At 61.5% G+C, this 19,899-nt stretch carries 14 protein-coding genes and 1 pseudogene; 9 read left to right on the forward strand and 6 right to left on the reverse strand.

Features of this window, described 5'->3' with window-relative positions; translation table 11 throughout:
- Positions 1 to 52: 52 nt before the first annotated feature.
- From PseAD21_RS16940 to PseAD21_RS16955, 4 genes are read left to right on the forward strand one after another with little or no spacing between them, the layout of a single operon-like run.
- A complete protein-coding gene (locus tag PseAD21_RS16940) occupies positions 53 to 508 on the forward strand; it encodes a (2Fe-2S)-binding protein (protein WP_027613020.1) in 456 nt (151 codons plus the stop codon).
- Positions 508 to 2,760, forward strand: a complete 2,253-nt coding sequence (locus PseAD21_RS16945) for a xanthine dehydrogenase family protein molybdopterin-binding subunit (RefSeq protein WP_102356670.1) — start codon at positions 508 to 510, stop codon at positions 2,758 to 2,760. Before PseAD21_RS16940 ends, PseAD21_RS16945 begins: the two co-directional genes overlap by 1 nt.
- A gap of 17 nt (positions 2,761 to 2,777) precedes the next feature.
- Entirely contained in the window at positions 2,778 to 4,130 is a 1,353-nt protein-coding gene (locus PseAD21_RS16950) for a cytochrome c (protein ID WP_102356671.1), read from the forward strand.
- A gap of 12 nt (positions 4,131 to 4,142) precedes the next feature.
- A complete protein-coding gene (locus PseAD21_RS16955) occupies positions 4,143 to 5,147 on the forward strand; it encodes an XdhC family protein (protein ID WP_102356672.1) in 1,005 nt (334 codons plus the stop codon).
- A gap of 9 nt (positions 5,148 to 5,156) precedes the next feature.
- Here the strand turns inward: PseAD21_RS16955 and PseAD21_RS16960 are convergent, their stop codons facing one another.
- Positions 5,157 to 5,744, reverse strand: coding sequence for a TetR/AcrR family transcriptional regulator (locus tag PseAD21_RS16960; protein ID WP_178082139.1), 588 nt, complete (start codon positions 5,742 to 5,744; stop codon positions 5,157 to 5,159).
- Positions 5,745 to 5,893: 149 nt separating this feature from the next.
- On the opposite strand from PseAD21_RS16960, the gene PseAD21_RS16965 reads away from it, so the two are divergent.
- From PseAD21_RS16965 to PseAD21_RS16980, 4 genes and pseudogenes are all read left to right on the forward strand, one after another.
- Entirely contained in the window at positions 5,894 to 6,988 is a 1,095-nt protein-coding gene (locus tag PseAD21_RS16965) for an alkene reductase (RefSeq protein WP_102356674.1), read from the forward strand.
- A gap of 39 nt (positions 6,989 to 7,027) precedes the next feature.
- Positions 7,028 to 7,816 carry an SDR family oxidoreductase gene (locus PseAD21_RS16970; protein WP_102356675.1) on the forward strand — a complete coding sequence of 263 codons (789 nt, stop codon included), beginning with the start codon at positions 7,028 to 7,030 and terminating at the stop codon, positions 7,814 to 7,816.
- An 82-nt stretch (positions 7,817 to 7,898) separates the two neighbouring features.
- A complete protein-coding gene (locus tag PseAD21_RS16975; RefSeq protein ID WP_102356676.1) occupies positions 7,899 to 8,768 on the forward strand; it encodes an alpha/beta fold hydrolase in 870 nt (289 codons plus the stop codon).
- Positions 8,769 to 8,814: 46 nt separating this feature from the next.
- A pseudogene (locus PseAD21_RS16980) lies at positions 8,815 to 9,814 on the forward strand (NADP-dependent oxidoreductase).
- 58 nt (positions 9,815 to 9,872) lie between these two features.
- Here the strand turns inward: PseAD21_RS16980 and PseAD21_RS16985 are convergent.
- The 3 genes from PseAD21_RS16985 to PseAD21_RS16995 all read right to left on the reverse strand — a co-directional run bounded on the left by PseAD21_RS16985 (position 9,873) and on the right by PseAD21_RS16995 (position 15,929).
- Positions 9,873 to 11,372, reverse strand: coding sequence for a sensor domain-containing diguanylate cyclase (locus PseAD21_RS16985; protein ID WP_102356677.1), 1,500 nt, complete (start codon positions 11,370 to 11,372; stop codon positions 9,873 to 9,875).
- A gap of 361 nt (positions 11,373 to 11,733) precedes the next feature.
- A complete protein-coding gene (locus PseAD21_RS16990; protein ID WP_102356678.1) occupies positions 11,734 to 14,823 on the reverse strand; it encodes an efflux RND transporter permease subunit in 3,090 nt (1,029 codons plus the stop codon).
- Positions 14,820 to 15,929 carry an efflux RND transporter periplasmic adaptor subunit gene (locus PseAD21_RS16995; protein WP_102356679.1) on the reverse strand — a complete coding sequence of 370 codons (1,110 nt, stop codon included), beginning with the start codon at positions 15,927 to 15,929 and terminating at the stop codon, positions 14,820 to 14,822. Before PseAD21_RS16995 ends, PseAD21_RS16990 begins: the two co-directional genes overlap by 4 nt.
- 211 nt (positions 15,930 to 16,140) lie before the next feature.
- Between PseAD21_RS16995 and PseAD21_RS17000 the strand changes: the two genes are divergently transcribed.
- The gene (locus PseAD21_RS17000) at positions 16,141 to 17,601 is read left to right on the forward strand and encodes an efflux transporter outer membrane subunit (protein ID WP_102356680.1); all 1,461 of its coding nucleotides are present in this window, start codon (positions 16,141 to 16,143) and stop codon (positions 17,599 to 17,601) included.
- Positions 17,602 to 17,682: 81 nt separating this feature from the next.
- Here the strand turns inward: PseAD21_RS17000 and PseAD21_RS17005 are convergent, their stop codons facing one another.
- Both PseAD21_RS17005 and PseAD21_RS17010 read right to left on the reverse strand, forming a co-directional pair.
- Positions 17,683 to 18,954 carry an OmpP1/FadL family transporter gene (locus PseAD21_RS17005; RefSeq protein WP_102356681.1) on the reverse strand — a complete coding sequence of 424 codons (1,272 nt, stop codon included), beginning with the start codon at positions 18,952 to 18,954 and terminating at the stop codon, positions 17,683 to 17,685.
- Positions 18,955 to 19,150: 196 nt separating this feature from the next.
- Positions 19,151 to 19,777, reverse strand: a complete 627-nt coding sequence (locus PseAD21_RS17010) for a TetR/AcrR family transcriptional regulator (protein WP_102356682.1) — start codon at positions 19,775 to 19,777, stop codon at positions 19,151 to 19,153.
- Between the last annotated feature and the right edge of the window lie 122 nt (positions 19,778 to 19,899).

The following is a 19,899-nucleotide window of genomic DNA, read 5'->3' on the forward strand; positions in this document are numbered from 1 at the left end:
GCGTGTCACCGTTTATAACAATGCACGTCAACCGATGATCAGCGGGTGAACCATGGAACTACGAATCAACCAGAAGACCTATCAGGTCGATGCCGACGCCGATACGCCCTTGCTGTGGGTGATCCGCGATGACTTGGGCATGACCGGCACCAAATACGGCTGCGGCCTGGCGCAGTGCGGCGCCTGTTCGGTGCTGGTGGACGGCAATGTGGTGCGCTCGTGCGTCACGCCGGTGGCCGGCGTGGTCGGCCGCGAGGTCACCACGATTGAGGCCATCGAGGCCGATGACGTGGGCAAACGGGTCGTTTCCACTTGGGTCGATCTGCAGGTCGCGCAGTGCGGTTACTGCCAGTCCGGGCAAGTGATGGCCGCTACTGCGTTGCTCAAACAGAACCCCAAGCCGAGTGATGCGCAGATCGAGGCGGCGATGGTCAATCTGTGCCGTTGCGGTACTTACAACGCCATTCATGCCGCCGTGCATGAGCTTGCCGGCAAGGGAGATGCCTGATGAACGTTCGAATCGATCCTACGCTGGAAGCAGCAGCACTGGCTCTGCATGATCCGGTCAACCTATCGCGCAGACGTTTCCTGACCGGCACCGCCGTCGGCGCACTGGTGCTTGGCTTCGGCCTGCCGCTGGGTGCGACACGCGTGCAAGCGGCAGCGGCGGCAACGACTGCCGAGCGCGGCACGCAAGTGCCGGCGTTTCTGGAAATCCGCCCGGACAACCGCGTGCGTCTGCTCTGCCCGTTCATGGAAGGCGGACAAGGCACGTTCACCGCGATGGCGCAAATCGTCGGTGAAGAACTGGATGCCGACCCGGCGACCTTCCTGGTTGAAGCGGCACCGCCCGGCGAAGCCTATGTGGTGATGGAAAACGGCATGCGCATCACCGGCGGCAGCATGTCGGTGCGCATGAGTTACCCGGTCATGCGCCGCCTCGGCGCCCTCGCCCGCGCCATGCTGCTGCAGGCCGGCGCGCAGAAGCTTGGGGTGTCGGTGGGCGAATTGACCACCGAGCCTGGCAAAGTCGTGCACGCCAAGTCTGGCCGCTCGCTGGCCTACGGTGAACTGGCCGAGCACGCGATGGACCTGCCGGTTCCCGATCCGGCCTCTGTGCAGCTGCGTGATCCAAGCCAGTTCCGCTGGATCGGCAAACCGGTCAAACGCCTCGATGCTTACGACAAGTCCACGGGCAAGGCGCTCTACAGCATCGATCTGAAGGTCGACGGCATGCTGCATGCCGCCGTTCAGCATGCCCCGCGCCTGGGGATGACGGTGGGCAACCTGCGCAACGAAGACCAAGTCAAGGCGATGAAAGGCGTGCATTCCGTGCATCGTCTGCCGGGCGCCGTGGCGGTGGTCGCCGAACGTTGGTGGCACGCCAAACGTGCGGTCGAAGCGATTCAGGTCGACTGGCAGGAGCCCACGGCAGACAGCACCGTGCGGCCGATGCCCGCTGACTTTTCCAGCGATGCCTGGCTCAAGCGACTCGCTGCAGACAAAGGCCCCGCCAAAGATGATGAACATGAAGGCGACGTGGCGTCGATTCTCAAGGAGGCCAAGACCCGGATCGACGCCACTTACCACAACCAATACCTGAACCACGGGCAACTGGAGCCGCCTTCTGCGCTGGCCCGCTTCAATCCGGACGGCTCGCTGGAGGTCTGGTTGCCGAATCAGGCGCCGGACATGTTCCGTGCGGACATCGCCAAACGCACGGGGCTGGATCCGTCGCGCATTACCTTGCATTCACCGTTGCTGGGTGGATTCTTCGGTCGGCATTTTCTCTACGACGCGGCCAGCCCCTATCCGCAGGCAATCGCGCTGGCGAAAGCGGTTGGCCGCCCGGTCAAGCTGATCTGGAGTCGCGAGGAAGAGTTCCTGCGTGACGTGCTGCGTCCGGTTGCTGCGGTGAACTTCCGCGCGGCGCTGGACAACGATGGCTGGCCGCTGGCAATCGAAGCGATCAGTGCCACCGAAGGCCCGACCGAAGCCCTCGCCGGCAAGCAGGGTGAGAAGCTCGACCCGACGGCGCTTGAAGGGTTGTCGGGCAAGTCCTACGCGATCCCCAACAAGCGCATCGCGCAGATCTACGTCAAAGGCCCGGCGATGTTGGGTTACTGGCGTTCGGTGGGCAATTCCCTCAACGACTTCTTCTATGAATCGTTCCTCGACGAACTGGCCGACAAGGGCGGCAAGGACCCGTTCGACCTGCGCCTGCATCTGCTGCGTGGCAACCAGCGACTGACCACGCTGCTGCAAGCGGTGGGTGAGCTGTCGGGCGGCTGGAAGCGCGGGCCGTTTACCGGCGAGGACGGCAGCAAACGTGCGCGAGGTGTGGCGATGGCTTCGCCGTTCGGTACCCAGACGGCGGTGATCGCCGAGGTGTCCATCGAGAACGGCCAGGTCAGGGTGCACGACATCTGGCAGGCGATTGACCCGGGCAGCATCGTCAATCCGGCGATTGTCGAAGCGCAGGTCAATGGCGCCGTGGCGTTGGGATTGTCGCAGACACTGGTGGAGGAATCCGTCTGGGTGGATGGCAAACCCCGGGCGCGCAACTACGACTTGTATCCGATCCTGCCGCCTGCGCGGATGGCCCGGGTCCACGTGCGTGTCGTCGAGAGCGGGGAAAAAATGGGTGGCATTGGCGAGCCGCCATTGCCCGCCGTCGCGCCAGCCGTCGCCAATGCGGTGGCAACGCTGACGGGGCAGCGGGTGCGCAGCCTGCCCATGAGCCGACACACCTTCACTTGATCAGCGCCGGAGCCTTCATGAATAACAGCCGATTCGCAAGAACCGCTGGCTGGCTGGCCGTGCCGTGCCTGGTCGCGGCAGGCCTGCTGGCCTGGTATGTCACCCGCGAGCCTGTTTCGCGCCTGGAAAACCATCAGATCGCTGTGGCCGACATCGACCCGGCGCTGGTCGCCCGTGGCGAATACGTTGCCAGGCTCAGCGATTGCGTGGCCTGTCACAGCGTGCCGGGCGGCGCACCGTTCGCCGGTGGCCTGGAAATGGCCACACCGCTGGGTGCGATCCATGCGACCAATATCACCCCGGACACGCAAACCGGCATCGGCCATTACAGCCTGGCGGACTTCGACCGAGCCGTGCGCCACGGTGTAACACCTGACAGTCGCCGCCTGTATCCGGCGATGCCCTACCCGTCTTACGTCAAGCTCAGTGACGACGATGTGCGTGCGCTGTATGCGTTCTTCATGAAAGGCGTGGCGCCGGTGAAACAGGCGAACATCCCGAGTGCGATTGCGTGGCCGTTGAACCTGCGCTGGCCGATTGCAATGTGGAACGGCGTGTTCGTCGACGCCGAACCCTACGCAGCCAAACCGTCGCAGGACGAAGTATGGAACCGTGGCGCGTACCTCGTTCAAGGCGCGGGGCACTGCGGCAGTTGCCATACGCCGCGTGGTCTGGCGTTCAACGAAAAGGCACTGGATGAGACCGGTCAGCCGTACCTCGCCGGCGCCTTGCTCGATGGCTGGTACGCGCCGAGCCTGCGTGATGATCACAACACCGGGCTGGGCCGCTGGAGCGAACCGCAGATCGTGCAGTTCCTCAAGACCGGGCGCAACCAACATGCGGTGGTTTACGGCTCGATGACCGAGGCGTTCAACAACTCCACGCAGTTCATGACCGACGATGATTTGACCGCGATTGCCCACTACCTGAAGTCGCTTCCCGGGGACCGCGAGCGCGACGGGCAGCCATGGCAGTATCAAGCGGTTTCGGCAACGGAACGTCTGGACGCGCCCGGTGCGCATACCTACGTGACACGCTGTGCTTCGTGCCACGGACTGGACGGCAAGGGCCAGCCCGAATGGATGCCGCCGTTGGCTGGCGCGACTTCCGCACTGGCCAAAGAGAGCGCCTCGGCGATCAACATCACCCTCAATGGTTCACAGCGGGTCGTAGCTGCCGGCGTGCCGGACGCCTATCGCATGCCGGCCTTCCGTGAGCAGTTGTCGGATCAGCAGATTGCCGAAGTGCTGACCTTCATGCGCAGTACTTGGGGCAATCAGGGCAGTGCCGTTGATGTGCAGGCGGTTGGCAAGCTGCGTGAACACACCGGTCCGGCCAGCAGCAGCCCGATCATTCTGCAGATGCGCTAAGAGGAGAGCCTGATGGAAAGTATCGACTTGCTGGTCCTGCGCACGGCGCGGGACTGGCTCGCCGCCGGCGAGCGCGTGCTGGTCGCCACGGTGGCGCGCACGTGGGGTTCTTCGCCGCGCCCGACGGGGTCGATGATGGCCTTGCGTGACGACGGTCGCGTGGTGGGCAGCGTGTCCGGCGGCTGTATCGAGGATGACCTGATCCATCGCTATACCACGGCCCATGGCGGCAGTGGTTTTGACGACAGCGCACCGCAAGTGGTGCGCTACGGCGTCAGCGCCGATGAGGCGCATCGCTTCGGTTTGCCCTGCGGTGGCACGCTTGAACTGATCCTTGAGTTCAATCCGGCGTGGCAGTCACTCGACGCGTTGCTGGTGCAACTGGACGCCGGGCAGCTGGTTCGCCGTCGCCTGGCGCTGGCGACCGGTCAGGTCAAGCTCGAAGCCACGGCGACGCCGGAGCAGTTCTGCTTCGATGGCGCGCAGATGCTCAATACCTTGGGGCCGGGTTATCGGATGCTGATGATCGGTGCCGGTGCGCTGGCCGAGTATCTGGCGACCATGGCGTTGTTCAACGGCTTCAAGGTGGCAGTGTGCGATCCGCGTCCCGAGTACATCGAGACTTGGGCGGTAGGCGGCGTGGAGCGCATCGTCGGCATGCCGGATGACGTCGTCCGCGACTTCGCGGTCGACCTGCGCACCTGCATCGTCGCCTTGAGTCATGACCCCAAACTCGACGATCTGGCACTGCTCGAAGCGCTCCACGGCCCGGCGTTCTACATCGGTGCCATCGGCTCGCGGCGCAACAGCCAACTGCGTCGTGAACGTCTGATCGAGCATTTTGGTGAGAGCGAGGCGTCGCTTGAGCGCCTGCACGGGCCGATCGGCCTCTACATCGGCAGCAAGACACCCGCGGAAATCGCCGTCAGCGTGATGGCCGAGATTCTTGCCGCCAAGAATGGCGCCCGCCTGCCGCAAGCGCTTTCAATCGCCAGGGCCAAAGCGCTCGCGGAATGAGCCACGCTGCTACTGCGCGTCGACGTCATCGACCGGCAACGAAGCCAGCATTTGCGCGCGACACACTTCAAGAATTTCGTCCGCCAGCGCGGAATCATCCGGGCAGGCACGCGACAGAATAATCGCGCCGACCGCCCGCGACAGCAGGTCGATCATCTTCTTTCGCCCCTCACCCGCCTCGGCATCCGGCCCTGTCGGGTATTTCTCGCCCAGGGTTTGCAGGGTGTGCTCAATGCCCTCGGCAAATGTCGCTTTCACCTCGTCCGCCTGGCGCGCCGCATCGCCGCCCAACGCGGCCATGGTGCAACCGCTGCCGCGTGCGTCCCGGTGTTCTCTGTTCACGTAGACGTTGATGAAGCCCGGCACATCGAGCGCTTGGGCGCCGGTCAGCGATTTGCCAAGACTGCAGGCCGAGGCTTCAGCCATCAGGTCGGCCTTCGATCCGAAGTGCTTGTAGAAGCCTCCGTGGGTGAAACCGGCTGCCGCCATGAGATCGGCCACACCGACGCCATCAAAGCCGCGTTCACGGAACAGTTCAGAGGCCGTTTCAACGATGTGCTCTCGATTGGCCTGCGCCTGGGCCTTGGTCACTCTCACGTGCAATACCTCGTGTTTAGCGGGAAATCATGCGTCCGATGATACATAGATGTTGCCCATAATCAAAATCGTTGACAGTTTAGATTTCGATCATCATCCTAACTGCACGCACCACCGACTTCCATCAACGGGCACGGAAGATTCATCAGATGACCAATCAGAACCTGTTCACCCCTTACACCTTGGGCAGCCTTACGCTGTCGAACCGCGTGGTTCTCGCGCCGCTGACACGCAATCGCGCAGGCCAGGGCTTTGTCCCCAGCGAATTCGCGGCCACCTACTACAGCCAACGCGCCAGCGCCGGCTTGCTGATCAGCGAGGCGACGCAGATTTCCCGACAGGGCCAGGGTTATCAGGACACCCCTGGGATCTACACCCAGGCGCAGATCGACGGCTGGCGTGCAGTGACCGAAGCCGTTCATGCCAGGGGCGGGAAAATCTTCCTGCAACTGTGGCATGTCGGCCGCGTGTCGCACGTTGATCTGCAAGAAAACGGCGCTGCGCCCGTGGCCCCTTCTACGCTGCGCGCCGCGACCAAAGTGTTCGTCAACAACCGCTTCGAAGACGTCTCCGAGCCGCGCGCGCTGGACATCAGTGAACTGCCGGGAATTGTTGCCGATTTCCGCAAGGCGGCCGCCAACGCGATCGCCGCCGGCTTCGATGGTGTGGAGATTCACGGTGCCAACGGCTATTTGCTCGATCAATTCCTCAAGGACAGCGCCAATCTGCGCACCGACGCTTACGGCGGTTCGATTGAAAATCGTGCGCGTCTGCTGCTCGAAGTGACGGCGGCCGTGGTCAATGAGATCGGCGCGGATCGCACCGGTGTGCGCCTGTCGCCGGTGTCGCCGGCCAATGGCGTTTCCAGCAGCGATCCGCAGGCGCAATTCGAATACCTCGTCGAGCAACTCGATGCCCTCGGCGTGGTTTACCTGCACGTGGTCGAAGGCGCGACCGGTGGCCCGCGCGATGTGGCGCCCTTCGATTTCGACGCCCTGCGCCAGCGCTTCAAAAACACCTACATCGCCAACAACGGCTATGACCTGGACCTGGCGACCGCGAAGCTCGCTGAAGACCAGGCCGACCTGATCGCCTTCGGTCGTCCGTTCATTGGCAACCCGGATCTGGTGGAGCGCCTCAAGCATGGCGCGCCGCTGTCCGCGTTCAATCCCGCCACCCTCTATGGCGGCGGTGCGCAAGGCTACATCGACTACCCGACGCTGGCTGAATCGAGCGCCAGCTGAGCGCGTTCTGTTTCTCACACCCTGAAAGAGAGATACCCCATGAGCACTCGCCCTACTGTTCTTGTCACTGGCGCCTCCACCGGCATTGGCGCGGTCTACGCCGAGCGCTTCGCGCAACGCGGCCACGATCTGGTCCTGGTCGCCCGCGATCAGGCGCGCCTGGACGCACTGGCCGCACGTTTGCGCAGCGACCACGACGTCGCCGTCGATGTGATTCGGGCGGACCTGACCCAACTCAGCGATCTGACCTCCGTCGAAAGCCGCCTGCGCGACGACGCCCGCATCGGCATCCTCGTCAATAACGCCGGTGCCGGGCTGTCGGGCAACTTCGTCGATCAAAGCACCGACAGCATGGCGCAACTGGTCGCCCTCAACACCACGGCGCTGGTGCGGCTCCCCAGCGCCATCGCCCCACGCCTGGCCAAGGCCGGCGACGGCGCGATCATCAACATCGGTTCGGTGGTGGGCCTGGCGCCGGAATTCGGCATGACCGTCTACGGTGCGACCAAGGCATTCGTGTTGTTCCTGTCCCAGGGCCTGAGCCTGGAACTGTCGCCTCAAGGCGTCTACGTGCAAGCCGTGCTGCCGGCCGCTACCCGTACGGAGATCTGGGATCGCTCCGGCGTCGACATCAATACCTTGAGTGAAATCATGGAAGTGGGCGATCTGGTGGATGCCGCACTGGTCGGTTTTGATCGTCGCGAACCGGTGACCATCCCGCCGCTGCACGAAGCGCAACGCTGGGATGACCTGCAGAGCGCACGTCAGGGCCTGCTGGGGCAAATCCGCCAGTCAGCGGTTGCCCAGCGCTACCAGAACCCACAGTGATCTTTTGGTAGCGAGCACTCACGGTGGATTCGATGCAGGCGCAAGTCACTGCATCGAATCCGATCCGTTGTCCGGAGTAGCCATGAATTCAATACAGACAAATCCCCCTTCGGGTTCGCCGACATCGTTCATCAACGCCGTGAACCAGTCGATCACGGTCAACGGCGTTCGCTTTGCCTATCGCGACATCGGTCCACATTCCGGTGTGCCGCTCGTACTGTTCAACCATTGGGGCGCGGTGCTGGATAACTTCGACCCCGCGATCATCGATGGCCTGGCGCAAACCAGACGCATCATTACCACCAACTATCGCGGCATCGGCGGCTCGGGTGGAACCGCGCCCCTGACCGTTGGCGAAATGGCCGACGATGCCATCCGGCTGATCCAGGCGCTGGGCCTGGAAACCGTTGATGTGCTGGGTTTCTCCCTCGGCGGCTTCGTTGCTCAGGACCTCGCCCTGAAGGCGCCTGACTTGGTGCGCCGCTTGATTCTGACCGGTACCGGACCGGCCGGCGGCAGCGGCATGGACAAGGTCGGCGCGGTGTCGTGGCCATTGATCCTCAAAGGTTTGCTGACCTTGCGCGACCCGAAGTTCTACCTGTTCTTCACCTCGACAGCCAATGGCCGCCGATCTGCTTCGCAGTATGTGCAACGCCTGCAAGCACGCAAAAAAGATCGCGACAAAGGCCCGACGCCCCGCGCTTTCCTGCGGCAGTTGAAAGCCATCACCGCGTGGGGCCAACAGGCGCCGCAAGACCTCGGGCGTTTGCGCACGCCGACGCTGATCGTCAACGGCGACAACGACATCATGGTGCCCAGCGTCAATTCGTTTGAGCTGGCCAAGCGTATCCCCAACGCAGAGCTGGTGATGTATGAGGATGCCGGGCACGGCGGGATTTTCCAGCATCACACTGATTTTGTGGCCAAGGTACAGGCGTTCCTCGATGCCTGACCACGCACCGGCTACCCTCCTGATAACCGACAAGAGCCGCACCCCGATGAAAGCATTTCTGATTGATCGCTATGGCAAGCATCCCGGACGCCAGGGCGAAGTGCCCGCCCCCGCAGTGGGTCCTCACGACGTTTTGATCGAGGTCCATGCCAGCAGCGTCAACGTGCTGGATTCAAAGATCAGCGCAGGCGAATTCAAGCTGATCCTGCCCTACGCGTTTCCACTGATCCTGGGCAACGATCTGGCAGGTGTGGTGATTGAAGTGGGCTCGAAGGTGACACGCTTCCAACCGGGAGACGAGGTGTACGCCCGCCCGCCGGAAACGCGGATCGGCACGTTCGCCGAGTTGATTGCCGTGCACGAGCACGCGATCGCCCTGAAACCGGCCAATACCAACATGGCGCAAGCGGCTTCCCTGCCCTTGGTGGCATTGACCGCCTGGCAAGTGCTGGTCGACACCGCCCGCCTGCAAAAGGGCCAGAAGGTGCTGATTCACGCCGGCTCCGGCGGCGTCGGCAGCGTGGCCATTCAGCTGGCCAAACACCTCGGCGCCTTTGTCGCGACCACCACCAGCACCGCGAATGTCGAGTGGGTCAAGGCGTTGGGCGCTGATGTGGTGATCGACTACAAACAGCAGAACTTCGAAACTGTCCTGCACGACTACGACGTGGTCGTTGAACAGTCTCGGCGCCGATGTCCTGGAGCAGTCACTCAAAGTGCTCAAGCCCGGTGGTCAGCTGATTTCCATCTCGGGGCCACCCACCGCGCAATTCGCTCAGGAGCAAGGGTTGTCCTGGCCATTGCAGCAAGTCATGCGCCTGCTGAGCCTCGGCATTCGACGCAAGGCCCGCAAGCTGAACGTCAGCTACACGTTTGTGTTCATGCGCGCCAATGGCGATCAACTGCAACAAATCAGCGTGCTAGTCGAGGCGGGAATCATCAAACCGGTGATTGACCGCGCCTTCCCCTTTGAATCAACGGCAGCGGCGCTGAAGTATGTCGAACAGGGACGGGCCAAGGGCAAGGTCGTTGTCACGATTAAATGACGACGCCGAGAAAGTGTGTGGCAAGGCACACCGGTCGCTGAGGCGCCGCATCAATCAGTCATCCCTTCACAAACTGGTTACGCCCCAGCGCCTTGGCGTTGTACAGCGCCTGGTCTGCGACCTCGATCAACCCTTGCAAGTGATCCAGTTGCGACCCTGTGGCCGTCGCGATGCCGATGCTCACACTCAGCCGTCCGAGCGGGCTGGCGGTGTGCGGGATGTTCTCTTGCTGCAAGCGGTCGAGGATGAGCTGCGCGACCACCGCCGCACCGTCACTGTTGGTGCCCGGCATGATCACGCCCATCTCCTCGCCGCCATAACGCGCCACCAGATCTGACGGTCGCCGCACACAGGCCTCCAGCGCTCTGCCCACCGTCTGCAGGCAGGCATCGCCGGCGACATGCCCGAAGGTGTCGTTGTACCGCTTGAAGTAGTCGATATCGATCATCAGCAAGGCCAGCGTCGTACCGTCGCGTTTTGCCCGCCGTGCTTCCATGGCGAGGCTCTCGTCAAAACAGCGCCGATTGGCCAGCCCCGTCAGGGCGTCCTTCATCGCCAGCAACTCAAGCTGGCGATTGGATGAAAGCAACTGCTCCTGCGTCCCGCGCAACTGGTCTTCGGCCCGTGTGCGCCTGCGGATATCCAGAATCAGAAACCTGCCGATCAGCCCGGTCAGCCCCAGCAGCCCGATTACCACCACTGCCGACAGCCACGCCTCCATGCGCCACGCCGCGAGAGCCTCGCGCTTGCCGAGGGCAACCGTGGTGATCAAGGGCAGTCGATCACTCTTGCGGAAGGCGTAGAGACGTTCGACGCCATCCAGGCTGGAGGTAAACGACGCCGTGCCGACTGACCGATCAACCAGATACTTGGCATAGATCGGCGACTTGGAAAAGTTGCGCCCCATGTCCTGCTCGCGAAACGGATAGCGCACCAGCAACGTACCGTCGGTATAGGACAAGCCAATGGCGCCCTCCTGCCCGACGTCGATCTGGCCAAACAGACGCAGGAAGTTTTCGACCCCCAGGGTAACCGCCACCACCCCGGCGAACTCGCCGCGCGCATCGTTGAAACGGCGGCTGACGGTAATCACCCATTCCTGATTGGAACGGCTCTGAATCGGCGGACCGATAAAGGTCTCGCGGGAGGGATCATCGCGATGGTGGATGAAATAGGCGCGATCACTGCTGTTCGCCCCAGCGGGAATCGGCCGGTTGGAAGACATCAGCCAGCGGCCCTGATTATCGTAGATGGTGATGCCACTGAGCTGTGGCATCAACGGTTCCTGGCGGTTGACCAAGGCACTCAGCCGTTCAATCTGCGCGGGGCCACTGCCTTCGGTTTCCAGACGCTCGACGAGGCCGAGCAACAGCAGCGAACTCTGGCGGACGATGCCTTCGGAGTACGTCGAAAGCGCCTGGGTCAGATTCAGGCCATGCACATCGACCTCCTCCAGAGCTCGTTCTCGAGAGGCCAAGACTTTCCACACCGTCAATGACGCCAGGGAACAACCGATCACCAACAACAAAAGCACAACCAGGCGAGTATCACGCTTCACATTAATACCTTTTGGAAAGTCCGGTTTTCCGTTCCAGCGACTAATGATCGACTCAATGGCTGCAGCCGCTTGTCCTTGTCGCAAGCAAGGATACAAGCAGCGATGAATCGTTGCAGCAACAGATTATGAAGCGGGAAAAAGTACATGTGTGCTTTGCAACGCCTCGTCCAGACGAGATGCGTCAGAGACTTCAAAAGAGAGGATTCGCACTGGGCGAGAGGACGCCAAGCATGCCAGACCAAGCTATCGCCAGGCTTTCAGGACTCGATTTGCCTGAAATTCCCAGGCAGCGATTGCGCAGTTCACGTGTGGGGGGGGAAAAGAGGCCCGACAGAGCGGGCCTCGATTTTAAGATTTATAGCTACGCCGATTTTACAGTTTCAGGTTGCCACTTATCCTCAGGACGGATCTTGAACCAGATCGAGTACATCGCGGGCAGGAACACCAGCGTCATGATGGTGCCGACGAGCGTGCCGCCAATAAGGGTATAGGCCAGCGTTCCCCAGAACACCGAGTGTGTCAGGGGAATGAACGCCAGGATGGCCGCCAGCGCCGTTAACAGTACCGGTCGCGCACGTTGCACCGTGGCTTCGACAACCGCGTGAAACGGATCCAGCCCTTCTTGCGCGTTGTGATGAATCTGCCCGATCAGAATCAGCGTATTGCGCATCAGGATCCCCGACAGAGCAATCAGACCGACCAGCGCATTGATGCCAAACGGCTGATTGAAGATGAGCAGTGTCGGCACCACACCAATCAACCCTAACGGTGATGTGAGGAACACCATGATCATCGCCGAGATCGAACGAACCTGCACAATGATGATGACCAGGGTCATGGCGATCATGATCGGCAGCAACGGCAGAATCGCCTTGCCGGCCTTGCCCGACTCTTCGATCCCCCCCGCCTGCTCAATCCGGTAACCGGAAGGGAGTTTCTCGATGATCGGCTGCAGTTGCTTCAGCAGCGCACTGGAAACATCCGGAGGCTGCAAGTCTTCGGCAATGTCGCCACGCACGGTAATGGTCGGGGTGCGATCACGTCGGCGCAGGATCGGATCCTCCATGCGCACATCGACCTCGCCTATCTGCGACAACGGGATTCGCTGTCCCGACGCACCGACCAAGGTGAAGCTGGCAATCTGCTGCGGATCGAGGCGGATATTGCCCGCTGCCCGCCCCATGACTTGCACTGAGCGAATATCCTCACGCACTGCCGTGATCGGTACTCCGCTCAGCAGGAACTGCAATTGCCGGGCAACCGCAGTCGATGTCAGCCCTACCGCCTGCAGACGGTCCTGGTCCAGGTTGAAATGCAGCGACGGCGTCAGCGGCCCCCAGTCGGTGTTCACGGTTCTCATCATCGGGCTCTCCTGCATCACGCCCCTCACCTGCTCGGCGATCACGCGCAACTTCGCCGGATCAGGCCCCATCACCCGGTAGGCCACCGGAAATGGCGAATAAGGACCGAACACGATTTGCGACGCCCTGAGACGGGCTTCCGGGGCGAGCCCTTGGGCGGCCGCGTCACGAAAACGCAACTTGAGGGCTTCCCGTGCTTCCTGACTGTCGGTCAGCACCACGATCTTGGCGAACGACGGATCAGGCAGCTCCGGCGCCATGGCCAGGAAGAAACGCGGCGCACCCTGGCCGATATAGGCCGTGACAATTTTTGCCTCGTCCTGCTGCTGCAGCCAGGCCTCAACCTTGGCGGCCGTGGCACTGGTCTGTTCGATGGAGGTGCCGTAGGGCATCTGCACCTCGATCATGACCTCGGGACGGTCAGAGGTCGGGAAGAACTGTTTCTTCACCAGCCCCATGCCCGCCGCCGCCACGAAGAACAGTGCGACCACCGTGCCCGCGACCAGCCATTTGCGCGCAATGACCCGTGTCAGAACCCGGCGGAAGCGGTTGTAACGCGGCGTGTTGTAGATCGCTGCGTGTCCGCCCTCGACCGCCTTGATGTCTGGCAACAGCTTCACGCCCAGATAAGGGGTGAACGCCACCGCAACGACCCAGGAAGCGATCAGCGCAATGCCCACGATCCAGAACATGTTGCTGGTGTATTCGCCGGCCGTGGACTGGGCGAAACCGTTCGGTAGAAAGCCGATCGCCGTCACCAGCGTACCGGACAGCATCGGCGCCGCCGTATGACTCCAGGCATAAGCAGAAGCCTTGAGGCGATCGTAGCCCTCCTCCATTTTCACCACCATCATTTCAATGGCAATGATCGCGTCGTCGACCAGCAGCCCGAGCGCCAGGATCAATGACCCGAGGGTGATACGGTCAAAGTTCTTGCCGGTGGCCGCCATCAGCACAAACACGATCGCCAGAGTCAACGGTACGGCGGCGGCGGCCACCACGCCGACACGCCAGCCCATGCTGAGAAAGCAGACGAGCATGACCACCAGCAGCGCGACAAAGAACTTGACCATGAACTCGCCGACGGCCGAATCGATATTCACCGCCTGATCGGTGACCTTGGAGAGACTCATGCCCAGCGGCATTTCCTCATTGATCCTGACCGTCTCGGCATCCAGCGCCTTGCCCAGATCAAGACCGTTCCAGCCCTCACGCATCACCACACCGAGCAACAGCGCATCTGCGCCGTTATTGCGCACCAGAAAGGTGGCCGGGTCTTCGTAACCGCGTTCGACCGTCGCCACATCAGACAGCATGAGTGTCCGTCCCTGCACGACAACAGGGGTGTCGCGAATTTTCTGCAGCTTGTCGAACGCGCCGTCCAGACGCAGAAAAACCTGTGGCCCGCTGGTTTCAATCGATCCGGCCGGGGTCAGTACGTTCTGACTGTTCAGCGCAGCGAAGATATCCTGCGGTGACAAGCCCAAGGTCGCCAACCGGTCATGGGAGAACGATACAAATATCCGTTCGGCTTGCTCGCCGATGATGTTGACCTTCTTCACCCCCGGCACATGCAACAGGCGCTGCCTCAAGGACTCCGCATCGCGTACCAGCAGGCGCTGCGGCTCACCTTTGGCTTTCAGGGCGAACAGCGCAAAAGTCACGTCCGAATACTCATCGTTGACCATCGGCCCGATGCCCCCCGCCGGCAACTTGATGGCTTCATCGTCGAGTTTCTTACGCGCCTGATAGAACTCCTCCTGCACTTGCGAAGGCGGCGTGCTGTCGAGCAGCGAGACCATGGTGAACGCGAGCCCTGGCCGCGTATAGGTTTCCGAGCGGTCGTACCATTTGAGTTCTTGCAGGCGTTTTTCCAGTGGCTCCGCGACCTGATCCTGCATTTCCTGTGCAGTCGCCCCCGGCCACGCCGTGATGACGGTCAACTGCTTGACCGTAAACGGAGGGTCTTCGGCACGCCCCAACTGGAAGAACGACAGAATGCCGGCAACGGCGATCAGAAAAATCAGAAAGACGGTGATCGCCCGTTCGCGAACGGCGATGGCGGAAATGTTGAATCGTCCTTCGTTCATGGACGACTCCCGGCAACCGTCGCGGCAGTCGGCACAGCTATTGTTACTGGCTCCCCCTCGCGCAACAGATGAGCGCCCAGCGCCACAATCTGCTCGCCGATGCGAAGGTCGCCGACCACTCGCGCCGAATCGTCGCTCAGCCCCAGCACCTGAACCGGTCGCCAGGCCACGGTTGGCGGTGTGCCGGCGATGACCCACACGCCCGGACCTTGACCCGGGTCATACACGGCAGCGATCGGCACTTGCACCGACGCGGCAGGTGCCGATCCCTCGGCGATGCGGAGGGTGACTGTCGAACCGATCGGCGCATTGGCCAACGCGCCCTCCAGCACATACCGCGCCTCGAACGTGCGCGTCGTGCGGTCTGCCGAGTCCGAAAGCAACCTCAGTTTTGCGCTCACAGCACCCGAGGCGTTGCCATAGAGCGTGGCTTGCGCGGTAGATCCTGCGGCGGGACGCAAGGTCTCGGGCAGGTGCACGATGGCCTCGCGCTGCCCTGCCCGCGCCAGTCGAACCACCGGTTGACCGGGGCTGACGACTTGTCCGGGTTCAGCGAGTGTTTCCACCACAACGCCGTCGGCATCGGCGACCAGCACCGCATAACCAGAAGCGTTGCGGGCAACGTCCGCTTGCGCTTCAGCGGCGCTGAGCTGCGCCTTGGCAGTGTCTGCGGCGGCTTTGATCTGATCGTAAGCCGATGCGGAAATGGCGCCGGCGCTGACCAGGGTGCGATAGCGCGCTTCGTCATCGGCTGTCTGCTTCGCGCGGGCCCGGGCGGCGCTGACCGACTCCTGCTGCGCGCGTGCCTGCAGCCCCAGGTCGATGGGGTCAAGCCGCATCAGCGGCTGACCGCGCTTGACGGTCTGGCCCGTGTCAACCAGACGTTCGAGCACCTTGCCCGCTACGCGAAACCCCAGGTCGCCCTGAACGCGCGCAGTCACCACACCGGTGAAGGAACGAGAACCGTCCGCCGCAGCCTGAACGGTGGTGAACCTGACCAGAGGTGCCTGCGTGCGCGGGTCTGCAACGGAGGAGGAATCACCGCACGCCGCCAGGGCGAGTGGCAACAGGCATGCCGCAATGGGGAAAAATCGGAGCCGGCGCATAGGTGCCCTTACTGGAATAGGATGATCATCATATTCTCAGCCTTGTGACCATTATCGTCAATAGTCACATTGCATTCGGCATTCAACGCTCCAGTCTTTAGCCTTATCCGGGAATAATCCTTGCGATGATGCTCGATCAGATCAATCGAACACAATTGACACTTAGTGACCAATAAGTAATATGGTCACGAAATCCCCTTAAGGAACGCCAATGCCTGCCCTCCGCCCGATTGCTCTTGTGGTTACTGCCGGCCTGATGGCAGGCTGTGCGGTGGGTCCGGATTACCATCGTCCAGACGCCCCGCTTTCGGATCATTACCTGGGTCGGTCTGCTGTCGAACCGCGATCCGAATCGACACCAGGCAGCCTTGTCGCCTGGTGGGAAAACTTTAATGATCCGCTGCTGACCGACTACATCAACCAGACCCTGCAGCAGAATCTGGACCTGGCACAGGCGTCGGCGCGCGTCACCCAGGCAAGGGCCGGCCTGGGTGCGGCAAACGCAGCACTGCTGCCCTCAGCGAATATCAACGCACAGGCGGCGCGCGCTTATCAGTCCGTCGAGACGCCACTGGGCCAGGTATTGAATTCAACACCGGGATACGAGCGTTACGGCAATGCTTACGAGGCCAACCTCGAGGCGGGCTGGGAAGTCGATGTGTTTGGCGGACTGCGCCGCGGACGTGAGGCGGCACTGGCTGAGTACCAGGCCTACGCAGCGGATTTCACCGCGACACGGCTGGCGATCGGCGCGCAAACGGCCGATATCTACATCACCCTGCGCGGATTACAGGCACGACTGGATATTGCCAACCAGCAAGTCGACACCCGGCGCGCGTTGCTGGAAAAGGTCCGGTTGCTTTACGGCAAGGGCCTGGCCGCGGAGTACCAGGTGCGTCAGGCCGAGGGTGAATTGTCGCAAGTCCAGGCAACCGTGCCGGTACTGCAAAGCGGTCTGGAGGCAGCCATGAATGCGATGGACGTGATGCTCGGCACGCCTCCCGGCACGCACCGCACGCAACTGGCACGTGAGGGCGATATTCCCAATGCGCCGTCGTTGACTGCGCTTGGCACACCGGCGGATCTGCTGCGGCGCAGACCGGACCTGATCGTGGCCGAGCGCCGGCTTGCAGCTTCCAACGCGCGCATTGGTGAAGCGATTGCCGAGTACTACCCGAAATTTTCCCTCAGCGCCTTGCTGGGCAGCGCGACAGCCGTCTCCGGCGGCAATCTATTCCCCAGCGGCGCGAGCCAGTCGAGCGGTGTCCTGGGGTTGCGCTGGAGGCTTTTCGACTTCGCACGCATCAACGCCCAGATCGATCAGGCCAAGGGGCAGGAGGCTGAAGCGTTGGCCGCGTATCGCCAGTCGGTACTGCGCGCCACCGAAGATGTCGAGAACGCGCTGTCCTCACTGGCGAATCGGCAAACCCAGACCACCACCCTCACCGGCGGCGAAGCGGCACTGACTCAAGCTCGCCAGTCCTCATTCATCGCCTATGAAAAAGGCACGGCCAGCCTGATCGATGTCCTGCACGCCGACGAAACATTGCTGCAGGCCTCCGACGCCAGAGCACAAGCGCGGACAGAATCGGCCCGTGCGGCGGTGGCGGTATTCAAGGCTCTCGGCGGTGGCTGGCAACCCGCTGAGTCGCCGTCTGTTGTGGCGCGCTGAGCAGCAACGCCAGATCGTTTCAGACCAGGTTACTGAGAGTCGGGAGACACGCGTACTCCCGACCCGCTTGACCGCATTCAACTAGAAGCGGTAACTGACAGAAGTACCGAATCCGCTCGCACTGTTCTTGTACCTGGCACTGTACGCACCCCGTGTTGCCGAGGTGTCGTTGATCTGTACGCTCTCCTCCCAAAGGTAGGAATACGCGAGATCGATCGTGACATTGTCCACCGGCGTCCAGCCGGCACCGAAGCTGACAACCTTACGGTCGCCGGTAGGAATCCGGGGCCCGCGATTGGTATTGTTGGTGGGTGACTGATCCACCGAAAACCCGCCACGCAGCACCCATTGCTTATTCAATTGATAGGCCGCACCGATCGCGTGAGCCCAGGTGTCGTGCCAGTTCTGCTCTTCGCTGATCGTCCCCAACTGCCCGCTCAGCAACGGCGGCAAGCCGCTGTTCTCAATCGTCAGCTCCTTGAAGCGGCTCCAACGCGTCCAGGTACTGCCCACATAGAGCGTCCAGTCTTTGTTGAATTGATGCGTCACCGAAAAGTCCACCGACTCCGGCGTGTCCACATCCAGCGATGCGTCATAGCTACGACCGCTGACGCCCAGCACACTGAAGATGCCATCCGTGACCTTGGTTTTGGCATCCAGGTGGTAACTGACTTTGGAGTGATACGTCAGGCCCAGACGAGTCTGATCGGTCGCCTGCACCAGCACGCCGGCGTTGAAACCCAGTGCAGTGTCATCGCCGGTGCTTTTGAGCTTGCCGTCATTACGCCCCGGGCTGAGTGGATTGGGCACCATGCCCGATATCTCTCCGCCGATACGGTTGATGGTCGGCCCGAATCCGATCGAGACTTTTTCGTTAAAGGCGTAGCTGATCGTCGGTTGGAAGGTCAGCGTGGTGACTTGACTCTTGTTGGCGTAATAGCGTCCGGCAAAACCACTGCCGTAGTCGGTGATCAACCCGAAAGGCACATAAAACCCGACGCCGAATGCCCAATGCTCATCGATCGGTTTGACGTAATACCCCATCGGTACAGTGGTGGTGGGCACCATGTCGCCGTCTTCCTTGCCGCCGAAGGTACTGCGAGTCCGGCTGATGTCAGACTTGGCTAACAACGTAGCCGCCCCCACGCTGATCTGCTCTCGTTCAAGCCGCGCCATGCCCGCCGGGTTGCCGTAGATCGTACTGGCGTCTTCGGCTGATGAAGATCGCCCGGCAAAACCGGATCCCATCCCGCTGATGCTTTGTTCGTTGAGTGCAAAGCCACCGGCCAACACATTGGAGGACGCCAGCACGACGGCCAGGCCAACGGGATTTTTGAGCATTATTTTTTTCATTATCTGGACTCTATGGGATCACTGAAAAAGAACATCGAGAACGACAGCGAAGCCATATTATCCATGTGACCATTTCAGTCAATGGTCACACACAGCAAAACTTAACGCCGTACCGGCACGCATGTGCCGGGAACAGGAACCTGATAAGGGGGATGTCGCTCTGGCTCAGATCACCTGAACAGTGATCAGCGTTGGGTCAGGGCATCAGGCTGCGCAGGATAAGGTTGGAGGTCAGCGTGGGCGCTACCTCGATAAAATCCAGATTGTGTTGCAGCAGTAACGGGTTGACGAAGGGACGCAGGGCCAGATGGATCGACTCGACGGTCTCGTCCAGGGGGGTCTTGCGCTCGAACTCTCCGGCCTCTCGCCCTTCACGCACGATGTCGAAGATAAAGCGCTTGATCTGCTCCTCATACACCTGGGCACTGGGCCAGCGCTCCGCCGCAGAAAATGCCGCGATGTCGTAGAGCTTGCGATCATTGAAGAACAGGTTCACACCCGTGGCAATCACGGTTTTCACCAACCTGCGTAAACGCTCGGTCGGTGAAATCGCCTCTGCGTTAATCGCCTGTTCTACCGCTGCAACGATTTGCCCCAGACAATTTGAGCAGATCGCTTCGCCGATCGCCTGTTTGGAATCAAAGAATTTATAGATGTACGCCTTGGAAAAACCGATGGCCCTGGCCAGATCGGACACCGTGGTTTTACCGTAGCCATACTGGCTGAAATGCTCGTTGGCAGCCGCGACAATCTGATCGCGAATGTCATGATCGACGGGGCCACGAGTACTGGGTGGGGATGAAGTGATCGATGGCTGATTCATCAGAGCAGCTTACTCACCCTCTCGTGGGCTGACAACTTGTGACTGAAGGCGAATAAAGTCACGCCTTTTCTGCAGCCTCGACACCGTCAGCAAGCCAACTTTCTGACGCCTGTTTAACGACC

Source organism: Pseudomonas sp. AD21, from assembly GCF_002878485.1.
GTDB lineage: Bacteria > Pseudomonadota > Gammaproteobacteria > Pseudomonadales > Pseudomonadaceae > Aquipseudomonas.